The sequence below is a fragment of the Candidatus Poriferisodalis sp. genome (assembly GCF_965204195.1).
Lineage (GTDB): Bacteria > Actinomycetota > Acidimicrobiia > Acidimicrobiales > Poriferisodalaceae > Poriferisodalis.
Genome location: NZ_OZ241975.1, coordinates 1535712 through 1554785, shown reverse-complemented (window position 1 = coordinate 1554785; position 19074 = coordinate 1535712). Strand labels below are relative to the sequence as shown.

16 protein-coding genes, 1 tRNA gene and 1 pseudogene are annotated in these 19074 nt (G+C 68.4%); 5 read left to right on the top strand and 13 right to left on the bottom strand.

Translation table 11 applies throughout. From position 1 onward, the window contains the following. Nucleotides 1–215: 215 nt before the first annotated feature. A complete protein-coding gene (locus ACOGI8_RS06900) occupies nt 216–1475 on the top strand; it encodes an NAD(P)/FAD-dependent oxidoreductase (RefSeq protein WP_419856129.1) in 1260 nt (419 codons plus the stop codon). A 13-nt stretch (nt 1476–1488) separates the two neighbouring features. Here ACOGI8_RS06900 and ACOGI8_RS06895 read toward each other — a convergent pair. The 6 genes and pseudogenes from ACOGI8_RS06895 to ACOGI8_RS06870 all read right to left on the bottom strand — a co-directional run bounded on the left by ACOGI8_RS06895 (nt 1489) and on the right by ACOGI8_RS06870 (nt 5957). Continuing rightward, a pseudogene (locus tag ACOGI8_RS06895) lies at nt 1489–1860 on the bottom strand (DUF427 domain-containing protein). A 90-nt stretch (nt 1861–1950) separates the two neighbouring features. Then, entirely contained in the window at nt 1951–2559 is a 609-nt protein-coding gene (locus ACOGI8_RS06890; protein WP_419856128.1) for a DUF6642 family protein, read from the bottom strand. Between the two features lie 14 nt (nt 2560–2573). Continuing rightward, nucleotides 2574–2651 (bottom strand) — tRNA-Pro (locus tag ACOGI8_RS06885). Between the two features lie 53 nt (nt 2652–2704). After that, nucleotides 2705–2950, bottom strand: coding sequence for a hypothetical protein (locus ACOGI8_RS06880; RefSeq protein ID WP_419856127.1), 246 nt, complete (start codon nt 2948–2950; stop codon nt 2705–2707). Next, nucleotides 2947–4338: a ribosome biogenesis GTPase Der gene (gene der / locus ACOGI8_RS06875; protein ID WP_419856126.1), complete on the bottom strand. Its 1392-nt coding sequence runs from the start codon at nt 4336–4338 to the stop codon at nt 2947–2949. Before der ends, ACOGI8_RS06880 begins: the two co-directional genes overlap by 4 nt. Continuing rightward, nucleotides 4335–5957, bottom strand: a complete 1623-nt coding sequence (locus ACOGI8_RS06870; protein WP_419856125.1) for a DUF512 domain-containing protein — start codon at nt 5955–5957, stop codon at nt 4335–4337. Before ACOGI8_RS06870 ends, der begins: the two co-directional genes overlap by 4 nt. Nucleotides 5958–6002: 45 nt before the next feature. Between ACOGI8_RS06870 and ispH the strand changes: the two genes are divergently transcribed. Genes ispH through ACOGI8_RS06855 form a run of 3 tightly spaced genes read left to right on the top strand, consistent with a single transcriptional unit; the run spans nt 6003 to nt 7623 of the window. Next, on the top strand, nt 6003–7046 hold the full coding sequence (gene ispH, locus ACOGI8_RS06865; protein ID WP_419856124.1) for a 4-hydroxy-3-methylbut-2-enyl diphosphate reductase: 1044 nt from the start codon (nt 6003–6005) through the stop codon (nt 7044–7046). 43 nt (nt 7047–7089) lie between these two features. Further along, the gene (locus ACOGI8_RS06860; protein WP_419856123.1) at nt 7090–7362 is read left to right on the top strand and encodes a type II toxin-antitoxin system Phd/YefM family antitoxin; all 273 of its coding nucleotides are present in this window, start codon (nt 7090–7092) and stop codon (nt 7360–7362) included. 18 nt (nt 7363–7380) lie between these two features. Then, on the top strand, nt 7381–7623 hold the full coding sequence (locus tag ACOGI8_RS06855; RefSeq protein ID WP_419856122.1) for a type II toxin-antitoxin system RelE family toxin: 243 nt from the start codon (nt 7381–7383) through the stop codon (nt 7621–7623). A gap of 36 nt (nt 7624–7659) precedes the next feature. Here ACOGI8_RS06855 and ACOGI8_RS06850 read toward each other — a convergent pair whose 3' ends face one another. The 7 genes from ACOGI8_RS06850 to ACOGI8_RS06820 all read right to left on the bottom strand — a co-directional run bounded on the left by ACOGI8_RS06850 (nt 7660) and on the right by ACOGI8_RS06820 (nt 17927). Continuing rightward, nucleotides 7660–8355, bottom strand: coding sequence for a lysophospholipid acyltransferase family protein (locus tag ACOGI8_RS06850; RefSeq protein ID WP_419856121.1), 696 nt, complete (start codon nt 8353–8355; stop codon nt 7660–7662). Next, on the bottom strand, nt 8352–10442 hold the full coding sequence (aroA, locus tag ACOGI8_RS06845) for a 3-phosphoshikimate 1-carboxyvinyltransferase (protein WP_419856120.1): 2091 nt from the start codon (nt 10440–10442) through the stop codon (nt 8352–8354). The genes ACOGI8_RS06850 and aroA overlap by 4 nt, the downstream gene beginning before the upstream one ends. Beyond that, nucleotides 10439–11581 (bottom strand): prephenate dehydrogenase/arogenate dehydrogenase family protein, encoded by a 1143-nt coding sequence (locus ACOGI8_RS06840; protein WP_419856119.1) that lies wholly within the window; start codon nt 11579–11581, stop codon nt 10439–10441. Before ACOGI8_RS06840 ends, aroA begins: the two co-directional genes overlap by 4 nt. Nucleotides 11582–11653: 72 nt before the next feature. After that, a complete protein-coding gene (locus ACOGI8_RS06835; protein WP_419856118.1) occupies nt 11654–15277 on the bottom strand; it encodes an indolepyruvate ferredoxin oxidoreductase family protein in 3624 nt (1207 codons plus the stop codon). A 195-nt stretch (nt 15278–15472) separates the two neighbouring features. Beyond that, on the bottom strand, nt 15473–16315 hold the full coding sequence (locus ACOGI8_RS06830) for a pseudouridine synthase (RefSeq protein WP_419856117.1): 843 nt from the start codon (nt 16313–16315) through the stop codon (nt 15473–15475). Between the two features lie 5 nt (nt 16316–16320). Then, nucleotides 16321–17124, bottom strand: a complete 804-nt coding sequence (gene scpB / locus ACOGI8_RS06825) for an SMC-Scp complex subunit ScpB (RefSeq protein ID WP_419856116.1) — start codon at nt 17122–17124, stop codon at nt 16321–16323. After that, nucleotides 17121–17927 carry a segregation and condensation protein A gene (locus tag ACOGI8_RS06820; protein WP_419856115.1) on the bottom strand — a complete coding sequence of 269 codons (807 nt, stop codon included), beginning with the start codon at nt 17925–17927 and terminating at the stop codon, nt 17121–17123. Before ACOGI8_RS06820 ends, scpB begins: the two co-directional genes overlap by 4 nt. Nucleotides 17928–18013: 86 nt before the next feature. On the opposite strand from ACOGI8_RS06820, the gene trpS reads away from it, so the two are divergent. Continuing rightward, nucleotides 18014–19015, top strand: coding sequence for a tryptophan--tRNA ligase (trpS, locus tag ACOGI8_RS06815; RefSeq protein ID WP_419856114.1), 1002 nt, complete (start codon nt 18014–18016; stop codon nt 19013–19015). Nucleotides 19016–19074: the final 59 nt, after the last annotated feature.

Genomic DNA, 19074 nt, shown 5'->3' with positions numbered 1-19074 from the left:
CAGCCGCAGCGTCGGAATACTCAACCGGAACTGCGGGAATTCCGATCGGCGGACCGCGCGCTCGCAGTGCGGCAGGCCTCGCCCCGACGGCTGCGCAGCGAGGGTGGGGCGGGCGCCCGAACCCTTGCAGGCGCTGGATATCCGGCTAGGCGGCAGCGGCCGGCGGCACCCTGACAACCAGTCCTCGCTCGCGCCGGAGGTGCCACACTGCTGATGTGTCGAACACACCGAATCGCATCGTCGTCGTCGGTGCGTCGCTGGCAGGCGCGCGCGCAGTGCACAGCGTGCGCGCTGCAGGCCATGACGGGCCGCTGACGCTCATCGGCGCCGAGCCGCATCTCCCCTACGACCGGCCGCCGCTGTCGAAGGAATACCTGACTGGCGACAACGATCCCAGCTCGCTGGCCCTCGACCCGGAGGGCGCCTACGAAGATCTCGACGTGGAGGTCATGCTGAGCACCCATGCGGTGGGGCTCGACGTAGCAGCTCGCACGGTCGCTGTCGCCCCGGCGGCAGGCGGCAGCGCCGAGACAGTGCCATTCGACGGCCTCATCATCGCAACCGGCGCAGCGGCTCGACCGCTGCCCGGCGTCGGGAACATGGCAGGCGTGCACACACTGCGGACCCTCGACGACTCGATGGCCATCCGAGAAGGTCTTATCGCCGGCGCACGAGTCGCCGTGGTGGGCGGCGGCTTCATCGGTTCGGAGGTCGCCGCTTCTGCTGCGGCTCGCGGCTGCGAGGTGACGGTGATCGAAGCGGCCCCGGCCCCGCTGGTGCGCGGGCTAGGTGCCGAGATGGGCACGCGGGTCGGCGCGCTGCACGGCCAGAACGGCGTCGAGCTGCGGCTGGGCATCGGCGTCGACGGCGTGCTGGGAACCGACCGTGTCGAAGCGGTTGCCATGGCTGACGGCAGTCGCGTCCCCGCTGATCTCGTGGTCGTCGGCATCGGGGTAGTACCCAACACGGCGTGGCTGGAAGGCTCGGGACTGCAGATCGACAACGGCGTGGTCTGTGATGAGACGCTGTGCTGCGGGCCGCAAGGCATCTATGCCGTGGGCGATGTTGCGCGCGCCGGCAATGGCTGGCTGGGGCCGCTGGGGGTTTCCGACCCGGTTCGGGTCGAGCACTGGACGGCGGCAGTCGAGCATGGCATGGCGGTGGGACGCAACCTGGTCGCGCCTGCCGAAGCTCAGCCGTACAACTCGGTTCCCTTCGTGTGGTCCGACCAGTACGACGCCCGCATCCAGATTGCTGGACATCCCGACGCCGACGACGATGTTGAGGTGCTCGTCGGCTCGGCTGAAGATGGCCCAGACTCAGGTCGCTCGTTCTTGGCCGGTTACCGGCACAACGGCCGCCTGAGCGGGGTGATGGCGCTCGACGCGATCAGGCCATTCGTGCGATTCCGCCGCCTGCTGGCCAACCACCCGACGTGGGACGAGGCGCTGGAGCTCGCCGCAACCCTCGGTTGATCGGCTCCGCCGCTTAGTTGACGGTTTGATCTACCTCGTCACGCTCGGCATAGAAGCTCATCAGACCGGCGATCTCCGCCATCTCGGGGATCGGATCGGGGTAGGACCACACGACGTCGTCGTAGCTCTGACCGTTGACTGCTACTGACCAGTAGCTGGCATCGCCCTTCCACGGTCAATGAGTGGACAGCACAGTCGGGTGCAGCAACTCCATCTTCACGTCTGAAACCGGCAGGTAGTGGCGCGGTGGGAGCCGTCCTTCGGTCAGCACCAGAGCCGAGGTGGAATCGGCCACGACCACGCCGTCCACCCGGACGGTGACCCGCCCTGGCTCCTGCACGACCGAAATCTCGGGCTTGCGATGTTCAGTTGCGGTCTCGCTCATCGGCGCTCCCCTTCGCTCCGTCAGGCACATCATTGCACCGCGCTCGCCAGCCGTGTGTTGCTCCCTGCTGCCCCTCGGGAACACCGCCGATCAGTCAATGATCTTGAGGCCGAGCAATTCGCACAGATAGGGATGCTGGCGGCGGATACGGTCCTCCACAGCGTCCATCCTCGTGTCGTCGTTCAGCGCCTGCAGAAGCAGAAGCTCGAATGCCGGGAGCTCCAAGCTGCCGCCGACCCGCTCGAGAAAGCCGATCACCGCCGCAGCTCCGGACCGCTCCTGGAATTGCCGCAAGGCCGCGTCGTCGGTGCGCATGATCTCGCACGAGCTGAAATAGATGATCCGTCCGCCGGCCCGTCCGTCGAGCACGTCGGCGAGCTCCTCCAGGGTCACCTTGGTGGAGCCGCTCAGCCAGAGTTCTCCAGGTTTGCCGTGAAATCCGAAGTGCCCGATCTGATAGTCGCGGTAGCGCTGCTGGGTCCATTTGCGGACGTAGTAGAAGAGCTCGGGCGCGGTGCCGATGTCGCGCCGGATGAACTTCAGGCCACTGAGCTCGCGGACGGTCTGCAGGAGCGTGGCCACGCCGAACTGCTGACGGAGATCCGCATCGGAGTCGTCGCCTTCAAATGCGAAGACTCCTGTGGCGAGCCGCCGTGACACCCTGCCGCCCGGAGCAACCGCTGGCACACCCTTTGCCATGACAAACCCCGCTGTGGTCGGGCTGAGAGGATTTGAACCTCCGACCCCTGGTCCCCCAGACCAGTGCGCTAACCAGACTGCGCCACAGCCCGTTCCGCAGGCACGATACCGGCTGGGTTGAATGGACAGTTCAACGTCGAGCCGCTCAACTGATGACGCCAGCGATCCACTGGATCAGCCACACGACGCCTTCGACCGCACGCCAGCCCAAGTACACGGTCGCCATGATGACGACGAGCCAGAAGTGCCACGGCGCCCCCGAACGCCGCTGCTGGGCCTGGTCGCTTTCGCCGCTCCTGCGCCGGCCGGGATGACGAGGTCCGTCTGGAAGCGGGCGACGATTCTGCCGCTGGGCGGTCGAGGGCGCTCCGCGTCTGGACAGCGGCCTCATCGTCGGCGCACTCGCAGTTTGAGCGGCGTCTTCGCTAGGCCCAGCTCTTCGCGCAAGCGGCGCTCGAGGTATCGCAGGTAGGTAGCTGGGAGCTCCCGGTTGGCGAACAACGTGAACGTCGGCGGCTGCGTTGCGGCCTGGGTGGCGTACAGCACCCGTGCTCCGCCTGGCGCCGGCTGTACGGACTGCGCGAGCTGGACGATTTCGTTCACCTTGGCAGTCGGCGCTCTCGATTCGTATGCCTCCATCGCGGCGGAGACTGCGGGCACCAGCCGATGCACGCCCCGACCCGTCAGCGCGCTGATGCGCAACACGGGTGATTCGCCGACGAAGTGCAGGCGACGCGCCAGCTCCCCCAAAACGCCTTCACGATGCCCGGCATCCAGCGTCTCCCATTTGTTGAGCAGCACCACGATCGGGCAGCCCGCGGCGTCGATGCGCTCGGCGAGACGCTGGTCCTGTGCCGTCACTCCTTCAGTGGCGTCGATGACCAGCAGCGATACGTCGCAGGCATCGATGGCCCGCAGCGCCCGCAAGTTGGCGTAGTACTCAGTGTCCGCGTCGACCCGCGCCTTGCGGCGCATGCCTGCGGTGTCGACGAACCGCACCGGGCCTGCCTCGGTCTCCACGAGGGTGTCGATGGTGTCACGGGTCGTGCCGGGTTGGTCGTGCACAACGGACCGTTCGTCGCCGATGAGCCGGTTGAACAGCGTCGACTTGCCGACGTTGGGCCGCCCCACGATGGCGACCGCCGGCACCGCCGCCTCGGGATCGACGGGCGCTTCGTCCTCGCTGCTGGGCCCGTCACGGTCGGGGGCTGCCGCGTTTTGGAACTCGTCGAACTCGTCTGTCTCGTCCAACTCGTCGTCTGCGGCCTCGTCCGCGCTGAGCTCGAACAGGTCAAGCACCCGATCGAGCACATCGCCGACGTTGCGGCCGTGGAGGGCGGACACGGCCCAGGCTTCGCCCAGCCCGAGGCCGTTGAATTCCCACCGACCGTCATCACGAGTGCCGCTGTCTGCCTTGTTGGCGACCACCAAGGTGGGCTGGCCGCTGCGCCGCAGCATGGCGGCGATGCGAGCGTCGGGTTCGGTGATGCCGACGGTGAGGTCGACCACCAGCAGCAACACGTCGGCGTCGCCCATCGCGCGCTCGCTCTGGGAGGACACCTTGCCGTCAAGCGTGTCGCCGTCGGCGGACCACCCGCCGGTGTCCACCACGATGAACTTGTGCCCGCGCCAGGCGGCCTCAGCTGCCTTGCGGTCGCGCGTCACGCCGGGCTCGGGCGCCACTACCGCCTCGCGGCGGCCGACAAGCCGGTTGAACAGCGTGGACTTGCCGACGTTCGGCCGACCCACGATGCCCACCACGGGCAGTTCGGCGCTCATTGCGAGGCACCTTCTGTGTGCGATGCAGTGTCGCGCGGAGGGGCCGCAGCGGACGGTGCTGCGGCGGCAGCGTCAAGCAACTGTCGCAGGGCGCTGCCGTTCGTCGGGACGATCTCGACGTGCCGGGGCAGCTCGGCGGGTGTCATGCCGTCGAGGAACTGCCCGCCCGACAGGCAGACGTCGGCCAGCAGGTAGCGATGCTCGACCGGCTCGGCGGCCAACGCGGCGGCGATGTCGACGCCGGCGAGTAAGCCGGTCACGCCGATGTTGCCGCCGAAGAAGCTGTTGGGCACTTCGATGACCCGTGCCTCCGGCGGGCTCGGCTTCTCTCGGGCGATGGCATCTGCGTGCCACTGGCTCACCAACGGTGCCAGCACGGCAGCTCCGTAGGTGCCCGTCAGGATCCCGATGGGCTGGGCGGCTGGTTCGCCGTTGGTAGGGCGGATCTTTCGAGCAGGGCCATGACGGGGTGATCCCGGCAGCGCCACGGCCACCGGCGTCGACGTCGGCTGGGGTCCGAGACTGAGCGGCAATCCGTCGATGTCAATCTCGCCGCTGCGGTTCGCGCCATGTCCGGGCACCCGCACTGCGCGATAGCCCTCCGCCGGCGCCCCGTCCACCCACGAGAAGAACCCCGCCGCCGGCGCGCGCTGCCTGAGACCGCGTTCGGATCCGGCATCTCCGCCGTCGGCGGCCTCACCGGCCGCCCAGAACTCCTGGGAGAATGCCTGCGCCATGCCGATGCCGTCCTCGTGCATCGGGAAGTCGCCGTACGTCGCCGCTGCGGGAAAGGGTCGACCCGCCAGCAGGTAGTACTCATCGGCAGCGAACACCAGCCGGCGGCCGAGCACATCCAGATAGCGCTGCTGCCACTCCTCGCACAGGTCGACGACCGCCGCAGCTTCCGCGGCCGTGTGCGGGCGCATGGCCGGCTCTCGCTGGTGGGAGCTGACCCCGAGCGGCACCACCGCCAGCGTCGCCAGCGACGGGAACCGATCCAGCACGCCTGCCAGCGTGTCGGCCAGCATCCGCCCGTCGTTCACGCCCGGGCACACCACGACCTGACCGTGAACCTCGATGCCCCCGCCGAGCAGCGCGCTCAGCCATCGCAGGCTTGTCGCGCCGCGCGGGTTGCGGAGCATTCGAGACCGCACGTCAGGATCGGTGGCATGGATCGACACGTACAGCGGCGACAGCCGCTCGTCCAGCACCCGTTCGAGGTCCAGTTCGGTAAAACGGGTCAGCGTCGTGAAGTTCCCGTACAGGAACGACAGCCGGTAGTCGTCGTCCTTGAGATAGAGGCTCCGGCGCAACCCGTGGGGCAGCTGGTAGATGAAGCAGAACTCGCAGTGGTTGTCGCAGGTCTGCACCCGGTCGAAGATCGCCGCATGCACCTCGGCGCCCAGCGGGACGCCAGCGGCCTTCGGAATGTCGATGGCAATCTCGTGCCCGTCGCGCAGCACCGCCAGCGTGGGATCCGCCTCGTCGACCAGCAGCTGCCAGGCGATCACATCAGTCGGGATGACGCCCGAGATCGACACCACCTCATCGCCGGGCGTCAGCCCGGCAGTCTCGGCCGCCGAGTCGGGCTGCACCGCCACCACAACCGGCCGGGACATGGGTTCAGGATAGGAAGCTCTCACGGCGTCGGTAACGTCAACTGGGTGGCTGTGGACCAGGTGCTGCTGGCGGCGCCTCGTGGCTTCTGCGCCGGCGTCGAAATGGCCATCAAGGCGCTCGCCTGGCTCGTTCGCTCATTCCCGCCGCCGGTGTACTGCTACCACGAGATCGTCCACAACCGCCTCGTGGTAGATCGCTTCGAGCGACTCGGCGTGGTGTTCGTCGACGACGTCGCCGAAGTGCCGCCCGGTCGGCCGCTCATGCTCTCAGCGCACGGTTCGGCACCCGATGTCGTCGCCGAGGCCCGGCGGCGCGGCGGCTACGTGGTGGACGCCGTCTGCCCCTTGGTGACCAAGGTGCACCACGAGGTCCGCATACGTGCTGGCAAGGGCTTCAGGGTCGTCTATGTAGGCCACGAAGGTCATGACGAGGCGGTCGGGACGATGGCGGTGGCGCCCGAGTCGATCTCATTGGTCTCGGAACCTGCCGATGTCGACTTGCTCGACGACACCGACGCACCCGTGGCAGTGCTGGCCCAGACCACGCTCAGCCACCGCGACTGGTCCGACGTGGCCGAAGCCGCGAAGGATCGCTTCGGCGACGTCTGGATGCCGGGTCGCTCCGACTTGTGCTTCGCCACGACCAATCGGCAAAGCGCACTGGCCGAGATCGCTGCGGCCTGTGACGCCGTGGTCGTCATCGGCTCAGCGAACTCGTCGAACACCATGGCATTGGCCAAGGTGGCAGCGGAGTCAGGCTGCGAGCGCGTGCTGCGTGTGAACGCCGCCGCTGAACTGCCCGACGACCTGCGCGGCACGGTAGGAGTCACCGCCGGGGCTTCCGCGCCGGAAGAGCTCGTGGATGCGGTGATCGCACGCTTGGCGCCCGCTGGGGGCACTACCGAGGTGACGATCACCGACGAGGACGAGTACTTCCCCCCGCCGCGAGAGCTGCGTGACCTGCTCGACGCCATGCAAGCGGCCGTTCATGCCAGCCTCGCTGTGCCCCCCAGAGCGCGAGTTCGCGCCACGGATCGGTCCATCGCCGCCAGCAATGTGCTGGCCACGCTCGCGGGCCCGGCGAGTTGAGAAGCCGTCGAACCTTCTGCACGGAATACTGTACACTTCTACTGTGTCATCACGGCTGGAACCCATCCCATCGACGGCGCCGCTGACAGACGTCCGCAGCAACCTCAGCGAGATCGTCGACGAGATCGATCGCACCGGCACACAGTGCGTCATCACCAAGCACGGCCGGCCGGTAGCAGTCATCGTCTCGCGTGACGAGTACGAGTCGCTCGTCGAGACGCTCAACATCTTGAGCGACGACGACACGATGGCGGCCATTGCGCAGGGCGAGGCCGAGTTCGCCGCAGGCGAATTCATTCGACTCGACGAGATCTAGCGACACAAGATCAGGGCTGTGCCCGAACTGTCACGCAGTGCAGCCAAATCGCTGAGAGGGCTGCCTCAGTCGCAACGCCAGCGGGCGATGGAGATAATCCGGCGCCTCAACAACAACCCTGCGCTCGGCAAGAAGCTGCAAGGCAACCCGCGCGGCTTCCGCTCGGCCCGCCTCGGCAGGAGCCATCGCATCATCTACCGGGTCTCGGACGACGTGATCCGAGTCACCGCCATCACGCCACGCAGAGACGCCTACCGCTGACGCGCGTCCACTGCGGCTATAGCCCGAACGCCTGGCTCAGTGGACGTTGGGGGTGCCGACGTCGGCTTGGGCCTGGTCGAAGAGCTCCTGGATGCGCTCGCGCAGCTCCTCGGTGAACTCACGCACTGCTCGTCGTGATGTCCGGCCACTCGGTCCCAGCGGCGGCGGGTCCATCGGCTTGCCGACGATGAACTTGATCCGGCGGGGGTACATGAACTTGGCGCCTCTCGGCATGGCTGCGGCAGTTCCGCCAATGCCGACGGGCACGATCGGGACCTGCGCCCGCGCCGCCAGGTACACCGGTCCGTCCATGAGCGGCAGCACCCGCGGCCCGTCCTTGCGCTCGCCCTCGCCGAACATCACGACCGGGTCGTCGCCGTCGGTCAGCGCATTTAGCGCAGTCCTCAGCGCTGCCCGATCCGGCGCGTCACGGTTCACCGGGAAGCAGCCGATCGTCGTGAACAGCCAGCCCGGAAAGCGGTACTTCCACATCGAGTCCTTGCCCATCACCCGCATCCGCGCAGGAATCGCGGCGTGGATCGGCGTGTCGATGTAGCTGCGATGGTTGGGCACCCACACGCACGGGCCGTCGGGCAGGTTCGTCAGCCCATCAACGGAGATCCGGTTCCACGCCCGGAAGACGCCCCAGATTGCGTACTTCATGATCTTGTAGACGGCCATGTTCAGCGGCCTGTCGCGCAGATCGGTCTCGGGCCGGCCCGATCCGCTCATCGGCCTTGGACCGAGCTGGGACGGATCGGGACCTGGAGCCCAGCCGCACGGCGATACAGCGCGGTGATGATCTCGACAGCCTCATCCTGCGACAGCTCGCTGGTGTCGACAATGACCGCGCGGGGTGCCACCTGCAGCGGCGAGTCGGCCCGGCCCGAGTCGAACCGATCCCGCTCGCTCAACTCCGCGGCCAGCGCTGCGACGGCTCCGTCGTCGTGACTCGCATCGTCGACGCCGCCCGCCGAGTCGGCCTGCTGGGCGAGGCGACGGCGGGCCCGCTCCGCAGGCGCAGCAGTGAGGAACACCTTCAGCAAAGCGTCAGGGAACACCACGCTGCCGATGTCGCGGCCCTCCATCACCCCCCCGCCGACGAAATTCGCCCAGTCGCGCTGGCGTCGGGTCAGCACCCAACGCACCTGGGGGTTGGCCGCCACCACGCTGACGCTGCGATCCACCTCTGCACTGCGGATCGCCGCCGTGGCATCGGCGCCGTCGACCATCACCTGCTGGGCGTTGCTCACGCTCGAAATCTGGATATCGGCGCTGCGGGCAATACCCGCTACCGCCGCGAGGTCATCGAGATCGACTCCAGCTTGCAAGGCCGCCCACGCCACCGCCCGGTACATCGCGCCGGTGTCGAGATAGTCCATCTCGAGCTCGCCGGCCACTGCGCGGGCCACGCTGGACTTGCCGGAAGCGGCGGGACCGTCGATCGCGATCACCGTCACCCGTTGCTCCGAGACTGGTTCACGGGAGCCGCGGAGCGCCTCGATCGCATCGAAGAAGTCGGGGAAGGTCTTGGCGACGCAATCGGGATCGTCGATGTCGATCCCGGCCACGCGCAAACCCATCAGGGACATCGCCATCGCCATCCGATGGTCGCCGTGGCAGTCGACCAAGCCCGCCCGGAGCCCGAAGGGGTTCGCTCGGACGGTAATGCCGTCGTGCTCGGCCACGGCATCGACGCCGCGCTTGACGAGCTCGGTGGCCGTGTTGCCGATGCGGTCGGTCTCCTTGCGGCGGATGAATCCGATGCCGCCGATGGAGGTGGTGCCCTCCGCGAACGCTGCCACCGCAGCCAGCGTCTGAGCGGTGTCGGAGAAGTCGCGCAAGTCGAACGAGCCTCCGAGGAGCATTCCGCTCGGCGGCGCACCGACGGCGATGGCATCGTCGCTGACGGTGACATCTGCCCCCATCTCGCCGAGGACCTCAGCGAATCGCACGTCGCCTTGGATGCTGTGGCTGCCGAGCCCTTCGACACGCACCTTGCCGCCGCACAGGGCAGCAGCGGCCCAGACATAGCTCGCGGCAGACGCATCGGGCTCGATCACATAGTCGGCGGCCCGGTAGCGGCCTTCGGTCACCACGAAGCGATCGGCACTCGGGACGGTCACGTTCGCGCCGAAGGCCTCCATGACCGCGACCGTCATGTCGATGTAGGGCCGGCTGACGGCGTCGAAATCGGAATCGATCTCCACATGAATGCCGCCGCGCAGAGGGCCGGCGAGCAGCAGGCCGCTCGCGTACTGGCTGGAAGCGTCGGCCCGGATCCGTATGTGACGCAGAACAGCGCTCGCATCGTCGACGGCCTGCGATGACACGTCAATCGGCAGGCAGCCGTGCTCGCCGAGTTCGCGCACCTTGACGCCCAGCGAGCGCTGTGCCGCCAGCAGATCGTCCAGCGGGCGCGTGCGCAGCTGGGGATCGCCGTCGAGCAGCCAGCGGCCGCCGAGGGCGGCGACCACGGGCAGGATGAAGCGGGCTGTCGTTCCCGACGAGCGCGCGTGCACCATGACCGGCTCGTCTGGCGCGTCATGCGATACCGAGCGCCGTCCGCCGATGCCATCGATGATGAGCCGACGCTTGCCGCGATTCACCCGCACTACCGCTCCGAGGGCAGTGACCGCTTCGATCATGGCCTCGGTGTCGTCCGCGAACAGGACCCCGTCGAGCGTGCTGCGCCCGGTGGCCAGGGCCGCACACAGCACGGCCCTGTTCGTGATGCTCTTGGAACCCGGCAACAGCGCCGTGCCCGATGCGCCATTGGTGAAAGGGTCGATGACCCCGATGACCCGCCCTGCGCTCATGCCAGATCGCGCGTGGTGGGGTGATACCCCTGCCCGGCCAGAGCCGCGAGAAAGCGCTGCGCCTCGGTTCGCGCCACCACGAGCACGAGCACACCCTCGGCCCCCTCAGTCGAGTGGGCCACCTCAATGTCGGCCACGTTCACGTCGCAGTCCGCTGCGAGCATGGTGATGGCTGCGATCTGGCCCTTGCGGTCCGGGATCGGTACCCGCACTTCCAGCAGCTCCTGTGGCCGCACATAGCGCGACGGCAGGTTGGTGCGGGCGCGCCGCGCCTGAGTGAGCACGGCGCGCAGTCCCTCACGGTCGGCTCCGGCGACTACGTCGCGCATCTGCGTCAGACGCTCGGACAACTCGTCGAGCACGTTCACGATGGCATCGCGGTTCTCACCACAGATGTCCAGCCAGATGCCCGGGTGTCCGGCGGCGATCCTGGTCATGTCCCGAAAACCGCCTGCCGCCAGGCGCAGCAGCGGTGCGTCATCGAGGGCTCGATCGTCGGCCAGGCACATCAGCGACGCGGCGGCGAGGTGCGGCACATGGCTCACTACCGCAACGAGAGCGTCGTGCCGTTCGGGCGTCATCGTCACCACGTCAGACCCGAAACCTGCCAGCACTGCCTGGCAGGCACGCAGGGCGCTGTCGTCGGTGGCTTCATTCGGCGTCAGGGCCCACACTGCACCGGCGAACATGTCGGGATTCGCGCCTTCGATGCCGTCCTGTTCGGAGCCGGCCATCGGATGGCCCGGCACGAAGCGTGCATCGGCGATCACCTGGGCGACCGGCGTCTTGACGCTGCCGGTGTCGGTCACCACGGCGCCCGCAGCGGCGGTGTCGGCGAGTGCGATCGCAACCTGGTCGGCCAGCATCGCTGCGGGCACCGCCACCACGCAGAACGTTGCCTCGGGGTCGGTGCCGACCGCATCGAGACAGCCGAGCTCGAGTGCCCGCTGCGCGTGATCGCCGACGGCGTCGCGCCCCGTCACATGCCATCCCGACTTGCGCAGTGCCGCTGCGACCGATCCGCCGATCAGGCCCGTGCCCACGACCTGGGCGCGGCCCGCCGGTTCGTTGGCGCGCGGCGGCGCCGCTGCACCGGCAGGCGACGGCAACTGCGTTGTCTCGGCAGGACTCGAGGCCACGCCACGAAGGGTACCGATGGCTCTGAACGTCGCCGGTTTGGGCCGGCGAGATGCCTGCTGGGCCCCGGCGGCTCAGTCGGGCGGCGCCAGCTCGGCGACGTGGGCTGCCAGCTCCGTGCGGAACGTCTCCACCGTGGCCATCTTGACGTCCTCGTAGCCGCGGACCAGCTCAGCCAGCCCGGCGATGGCGACCGCCTGTTCGTAACGCGCTGCGCCGGCATCGCGCTCCAGCGCTTCGAGCGCTGTCTCGAGCGCCGTCCGGTACTCGCCAGGCAGCGCTTGCTCGGTCCGGCGGACCTCGGTGCGGCCGAACGGATCGCACCATCGACCCCGGAGGCGCTTGCCGCGCGCCAGCAGCGCGAATACCGGCCGCCATGCTGTCGAGAACCGGATCTTGCCCGTGCGCCCCAGGGCTCGCAGCAGCGGCGGGTGCAGGCTCCACGACACCGTGCCGCCGACCGACGCAGCCAAGTCCCGCGCCGCAGCATTCGCCTCCGGATCGGACATGAGCCGGGCCACCTCGTACTCGTCCTTGTAGGCCGTCAGCTTGAAGTGCCCTGCTGCCCCGACGGCTGTCAGCCGGCCGGAGCCGTCTCCCGCTGCCCGGTCTGCGCTCGCCACGCGTTCGACTGCGTGGAGGAACTGCATTGCCAGATCCTCTGACTGGTAGGCGCACAGCTCGGCTGCATACCGGCGCAGCGCCGTACGCAGCTCGTCGGGTTCTCCCGCTGTTTCCCTGAGCGCGAGCCCATCGGTCAATTCGTCGATACGGGCCGCCAGCCGCTCGGGCATCGCGATGTCAGGACCGGTGCCCGTGGCAGTGCTCGCATCGGGGTCGGCCGCATTCGCCGTGCGCCGCGCCGCGGCCGCGGTCACCGCCGCCGGATCGCAGATCATCGCCCGGCCCCAGCGGAACGCCACGAGGTTCTGGGCGACCGCAACGCCGTTCAGCTCGATGGCCGCCTCCACGCTCGCCGGCGTGATCGGCAGCGCGCCCGCCTGGACGGCCATGCCCACCACGAACACATTCGCCGTCACCGCAGAGCCGCAGAGTGCGGTCACCAGCGAAGCGACATCGGCCCAGTGCTGCTTGCCGTCGACAGTGACCGCAGCCACCCGCTCGAGCAGCTCGGATGTCGCGGGCATGTCGATACTCGGATCGGCGACCATGGCGCCGGTCGGCGTCGGCGATGTCGACCCGACGACCATGGTCCGGGTCGGGTCGGCGACGTCGAGTCCTGCCGCCGATGCCGCTACGAGCAGGTCGAAGGCCACGATCACATCGGCCTGGCCGCTGCCGAGGCGTGCCGTGGCCGGCCCGCCGATCCGCTTCAGCCGCAGATCGCCCACCACCGTGCCTGCCTTCTGCGACAACCCGATCTGGTCGAGACCTCGCACCTCGAAGCCGTCGAACATTGCTGCCGTGCCGAGCACCTGGTTGACCGTCACCACGCCGGTGCCACCGATCCCGCACATGCGCACCGACACCTCGTCGGGACCGACGAGCGGCACCGGATCGGGTAGCTCAGCGGGCGGCTCGGGTCGAGCGCCGTCGCCGGAGCCATCGCCGCCGCTCGCTGCTCGCTTGCGCCGCAGCGGCGCCAGCATCTCGCGCACCGCAGTGCGGAACGGCCCCGGCTCGGTCACCGTCATGAACGACGGGCAGTCGCCGTCGAGGCACGAGTAGTCGAGGTTGCACGACGTCTGATCAATGCGGGTCTTGCGCCCGAAGAACGTGTCGACCGGCTGCACCGACAGGCAGTTGCTCTTGGCGCCGCAATCGCCGCAGCCCTCACAGATCCGCTCGTTGATGAGCACTCGCTTGGGCGGCGTGGGCTGTGTGCCGCGCTTGCGGGCCCGTCGCGCCTCGGCCGCGCACTGCTGATCGTGGATCAGCACCGTGACGCCGTCGATGCCGGCGAGCAGCTCCTGGGCCTCGGTGAGGCGATCGCGATGCCACACCTCGACACCGGCAGGCACCGCACGGCCGCGGTAGCCAGCCGGGTCGTCGGTGGTGATGAGCACCTTGGCCACGCCTCCCGCCAGCAGCCCGGCGGCCACGTCGGGCACCTCCAGCTGCCCGGCGGGATCCTGCCCACCCGTCATGGCGACAGCCCGGTTCCACAGCAGCTTGTAGGTGATGTTGGTGCCCGAGGCCACCGCGCCGGCGATCGCCAGCTGGCCGCTGTGGAAATAGGTGCCGTCGCCCAGGTTTTGGAAGATGTGCTGCGTTTCGACGAAGGGCGACATGCCGATCCACTGGGTGCCCTCCTGGCCCATGCACGTCAAGCTCACGATGTCGCCGACCCGCTCCGGATCCATGAACAGCGCCATCGTGTGACAGCCGATCCCGGCGCCCACGAGGGCGCCGTCGGGTACCTCGGTGGACCGGTTGTGCGGACAACCCGAGCAGAAGTACGGCGAGCGGCTCTGCCCGGGTGCCAGTGCCACTTCGATGCGCACGCGCTCCGGCTGGCGCTGCACCAGCCGGTCACCGATGCGAGCCTCCAACCTCCCGCGCAGCGGCTCGATCAGCTCATCGGCTGTCAGAGCTCCGTACGAGCTGAGCAGCATCTGATCGCGCTCATCGGTCTTGCCGACGATGCGGGGATGGTGCGATTGGTTGTAGAGGGCGTCTTTGAGCAACGACTCGATATTGGGACTCTTCTCTTCGATCACGAAGATCTCCGTGACCCCGCGGGCGAAGTGCCGGGCCCGATCGGGGCTGAACGGAATCGGCATGCCCATCCGCACGAGCCGGACACCTGCGTCCCGGACCGATTCATCGCTATCGAGGCCCAGCCGCCGCAGTGCCTCGCGAACCTCGCGGTAGGTGATGCCTGAGGCCACGATCGCAATCCAGGCGTCTGGCGGATCGATAGTGGCGTCGTTCAAGCGGTTAGCTGCGGCGTACGCGATGGCCAGCTCGTAGCGGACCTCGACGATCTCGCGCTCGATGTCGACCGTGTGGGGCGTGAGGAGGTAGCCGTCGGGCCGGTGGCGGTACGGTTCGCCGTCGACGAGCGGGATGACCGGATCGAACCGGTCAGGATCCAGCAGGACCGTCGCAGCGCCGTCCGCCACATCGGCCACGATCTTGAGGCCCGTCCACAACCCCGTCGTCCGGGACATGGCGATGGCATGGCGACCGAGATCGAGCGCCTCGGCGGGCGTGCCCGGGTACAGCACTGGGATGTGCAGGTCGGCCATCGAGCCAGCCGAGCTCGACGGGATCGTGGAGCTCTTGGCAGCGGGGTCGTCACCGGCAATGGCCACTGCACCGCCGCACGGATCGGTGCCGGCGAAGACCGCATGGCGCAGCGCGTCGGTCGCGCGGTCGACGCCGGGTGCCTTGCCGTACCACAGCCCGACGACGCCGTCGTAAGTGGCATCGGGGCGGGTGGTGGCCAGCTGGCTGCCCATGACGGCCGTCGCGGCTTGATCTTCGTTGACAGCCGATGAATGGACGATCGGCAGATCCGTGGCGCTGCGGGCAGCTTCGACTGCGGCGTCGTAGCCGCCGAGTGGCGAACCCGGATAGCCCGACACGAACGCCGCCGTGCGCAGGCCCGCACGCCGGTCGGCCCGCAGCTGTTCGATCGGCAGGCGAGCCAGGGCTTGCAGTCCGGTCATGAACGTGGTGCCGCTGTCGTCGGTGTAGCGCCCCGACAGCCGGTACGTCTCAGCGAGGCTCATCTGCGTGCTCCTGTGTGCTGGTATCGGTTCGGGTCGGGCATGCCAAGGCTCGTCCGTGTGTCACTCCCATTGTGGTCGCTGCCTGTGACATGGCGAGTACGTCGAACAGCACTCCTCGACGCCTACGAAGCAGCGCACTGCTGCGCCACAGCGCTCGCGTCGTTGCCGAACTGCTCGCGTCGTTGGCGGTCAGCGTCAATCGCTGCGCCGCTTCGCGGCGCGGTGCAGCTCACGGACTTCATCGGCGGACAGCATCCGGTGCTCGCCGGGGCGCAGTCCGGGGTCGGTGAGCGGCCCGATGCGCGTGCGCACCAGCCGCACGACCGGATGTCCTACGGCTTCGCACATCCTGCGGATCTGGCGGTTGCGGCCTTCGTGTATCACGATGCGCAGCACCGACGCCTGGGGCATCGACACGGCAGCAGGCGCGGTGGGCCCATCGTCGAGCTCGACACCTGTGCGCAACTGCGCCAGCGCCCCGCGTGCCGGCACCCCATCCACATGGGCGAGATACTCCTTGGGCACTCCCCACGACGGATGCGTCAGCCGGTGAGTCAGCTCGCCGTCGTTGGTGACGATGATCAGCCCTTCGGAGTCGGCGTCCAACCGCCCGATCGGATACACGCGAGCTGCAGCAGGCACCAGATCGGTCACGCAGCGCCTGCCCCGGTCGTCCGATGCCGCGCTGAGCACGCCGCGCGGTTTGTTCACCAGGTAGTGGACCATCGCTGCGTCCCACGTGACGACGGCACCGTCGACCTCGATCCGATCTGCCGGGTCCGCACGGTCTCCGACCCGGGCAACTGTGCCGTTGACCGTGACGCGTCCCGAAGCGATCAGATCCTCGCACTTGCGGCGGCTGGCAACGCCGGCACGGGCCATGACCTTGTGCAGCCGCTCAGCGCTGTCCTGTTCGCCGTCGGGCGACACCGCTTCACGGTCATCCGGCATGCTGCGGCCCAGACCTCCCTGGGCACTGTCCTGTTCGCCGTCGGGCGAGGCTGCGTCGCCGTGGTCCGGCGCGCCCGCGGGTGTCACGACGGCTAGCCGTGCTGGGGCACTGCGAGGCGGTCCATGGCTTCGACCGCTTCAGGGTCCACGCGCAGCTCCGCCAACGACGGCAGGTCGTCGAGACTGTCGAGGCTCAGCCGTTCGAGGAAGGTTGCCGTCGTTCCGAGCAGAGCGGCATTGCCCGGACCCGGATCGCGCGCGACCTCGGCGATGTAGCCCTGATCTGCAAGCGTGCGAACAACGCCGTCGGCATTGACGCCCCGGATGGCGCTGATCTGCGCACGTGAGATCGGCTGCTTGTACGCGACCACCGCCAAGGTCTCCATCGCCGCCGCGGACAGGCGGGCTGACCGGCGACTCCCCACGAAGCGCTCCACGTATTCCGCGACCGCTGCGGCGGTCTGAAGTTGGTAGCCGCCAGCCACCTGCATGAGAGCGAAGCCCCGATCGGCTCTGGCATATTCCCGGGCGAGTTCGTTGCAGATCGTCGCGACGGTTGCCGTGGGTGCGCCAGTGACCATGGCCAGCACATCGACCGGCACCGGCTCGGTCGCCACCATCAGCACAGCCTCGACGGCTGCATACAGCTCATGATCATCGATCGATCGCGACGCGCCGAGCCCTTGGTCGTCGGCGCCAGCTTCCCCTGCGAAGTCAACGAGGCCATTCGCCGTCTCCGATGCGCCGTTGACGGTGCCGCCGTCGGCGGGAATCGACGGATGGGCCGGCGGGCGAGTCGCGGGTGCAGCGGGCGTGTCCTGCGGCGCATCAAGCGGTTCAGCGACCGTGCGGCCCTCATCGCTGACCAGTCTCAGGCCGCGCGCGGTACCGCTCACGCAGCGTCTTCCCCGTAGCCGCCGGCCGCCGCCGGCAGGGCTGCCCCGTCGCCGATCCACTCCACACCGATGTCGCCGAAGCGCTCGGCCTGGGTCAGCTCGACAAGGCCCGATCCGAACAGCTCGAGCACCGCCAAGAAGTACACCACCACCACAATGCGCTCGGTGATGTCGCAGGTGAGCTCCCGGAAGGTCGCTGGGCCCGCCGATGCGAGCTGCTCGACGATCTTCGCCGCCGCCTCGTCCACCGTGATGCCGGCGGCCCTCAGGTGACTGACGTCGACCCGCGGCACGGGCCGCGGCGCGAGCGCCCGTTCCATCGCCGCGGCCAGGTCATCTCGAGATGCTCCCGCGAGCAGGTCCGGCGCAAACACCAGGAAGCGCTCGGGGGGACCCGCGGTGCGGGGCCATTGCAGCGCCGCGGCGTCCCAGCGCTCGCGCAGCAGCCTTGCGGCCGCGCCGAACGTGCGCCCCTCGACCAGCCGGGCCAGTGCGGCATCGCGCAGGCCGTAGGCCGCCAGTTCCTCCTCCAGATCCAATTCGACCGGCGGGGCCGGCAGCAGCCGGCGGGACTTCAGCTCAATCAACGTCGCTGCCAGCAGGGCGAATTCGCTGGCAGCGTCAATATCGATTCTGCCCTCGACGTCAGCGGTGCTGACATTCACAGCAGCCATGACAGCGACGAAGTCGTCGACCAGGCGCGTCAATGACACGTCCCAGATGTCCACCTCTTGGGAGACGACCAGCTTCACCAGCACGTCGAGCGGGCCCGCGAAGGCCTCGGTGCGAACCTCGTGGGCCACGCGGCCCGAAGGTACCGCGGCATTCCTGTGCGGCACGGGATATTTGCAGGGCTCTCGCGGACACCGTTCCGGTACCGTCAGGCGCCATGACACGAGTGCTCTCGGGCATCCAGCCCACCGGCGACGTACACCTCGGCAACTATCTCGGGGCGCTGCGGCAGTGGGCGATCGACCAGCACGATGCCGACGCCTTCTACTGCGCCGTCGACCTGCATGCCGTCACGGTCCAGCAGGATCCGGCCCAGCTGCGCGAAGCCACCCTGGGCACGATGGCCACGCTGATCTCGGTTGGCCTCGATCCCGAGGTCTGCACGCTCTTCGTGCAGAGCCACGTGCCCCAGCACACGGAGCTGTCCTGGCTGCTGGAGTGCACAGTGTCGCTCGGCGAGCTGCGCCGCATGACCCAGTTCAAGGACAAGTCGGCACGCTCGGAGGGGGGCGAGATGGGCGGCGACCACGTCTCGGCCGGCCTCTTCACGTATCCGGCGTTGATGGCAGCCGACATCTTGATCTACGACGCCGATCGAGTGCCGGTCGGCGACGACCAGCGCCAGCACCTCGAGCTGACACGTGATGTGGCGCAGCGGTTCAACTCCCGTTACGGCGACACGTTCGTCATTCCGGAGGCTGCCATCCCCACGGTCGGTGCCCGCGTCATGGACCTGCAGAACCCCACGTCGAAGATGTCCAAGTCGGCCGAGAGCCCCCAAGGCTCGATAGGCATCTTCGATGATCATGCCGACATTGCACGCAAGTTCGCCCGCGCAGTGACCGACTCCGAGTCTGAGGTGCGTTACGACCCCGACACGAAGCCGGGCGTTTCGAACCTGCTGTCGATCCTGGGTGCCGCAACAGGCCGGAGCCCTGCTGACTCGGCGTCGGGCTACAGCCAGTACGGAGCGCTCAAGACCGACACAGCGGACGCGGTCATCGCGATGCTCGAGCCCATCGCGGCGAAGAAGGCCGAGCTCGACGCAGATCCCGCCGAGCTCGCCCGCATCATCGCCGCCGGCGCCGACAAAGCCGAGGCCGTGGCATGCGGCACCTTGGCCCGCGCCAAAGAGGCCATGGGCTTCCTTCCCAAGTAACTGCCTCAGGCCCTCGAAGAGGGCACGCAGGCCAAGCCAGATGGGGCGTCAACGCACTC

Bases quoted from the DNA above. Each gene is read 5' to 3' on its own strand.
- der (WP_419856126.1), bottom strand. From the start codon at position 4,338: ATGAGCGCCGAACTGCCCGTGGTGGGCATCGTGGGTCGGCCGAACGTC.
- trpS (WP_419856114.1), top strand. From the start codon at position 18,014: ATGACACGAGTGCTCTCGGGCATCCAGCCCACCGGCGACGTACACCTC.
- ACOGI8_RS06835 (WP_419856118.1), bottom strand. From the start codon at position 15,277: ATGAGCCTCGCTGAGACGTACCGGCTGTCGGGGCGCTACACCGACGAC.
- ACOGI8_RS06850 (WP_419856121.1), bottom strand. From the start codon at position 8,355: ATGAGCGGATCGGGCCGGCCCGAGACCGATCTGCGCGACAGGCCGCTG.
- ACOGI8_RS06880 (WP_419856127.1), bottom strand. From the start codon at position 2,950: ATGAGGCCGCTGTCCAGACGCGGAGCGCCCTCGACCGCCCAGCGGCAG.
- aroA (WP_419856120.1), bottom strand. From the start codon at position 10,442: ATGAGCGCAGGGCGGGTCATCGGGGTCATCGACCCTTTCACCAATGGC.
- ACOGI8_RS06890 (WP_419856128.1), bottom strand. From the start codon at position 2,559: ATGGCAAAGGGTGTGCCAGCGGTTGCTCCGGGCGGCAGGGTGTCACGG.
- ACOGI8_RS06870 (WP_419856125.1), bottom strand. From the start codon at position 5,957: ATGTCCCGGCCGGTTGTGGTGGCGGTGCAGCCCGACTCGGCGGCCGAG.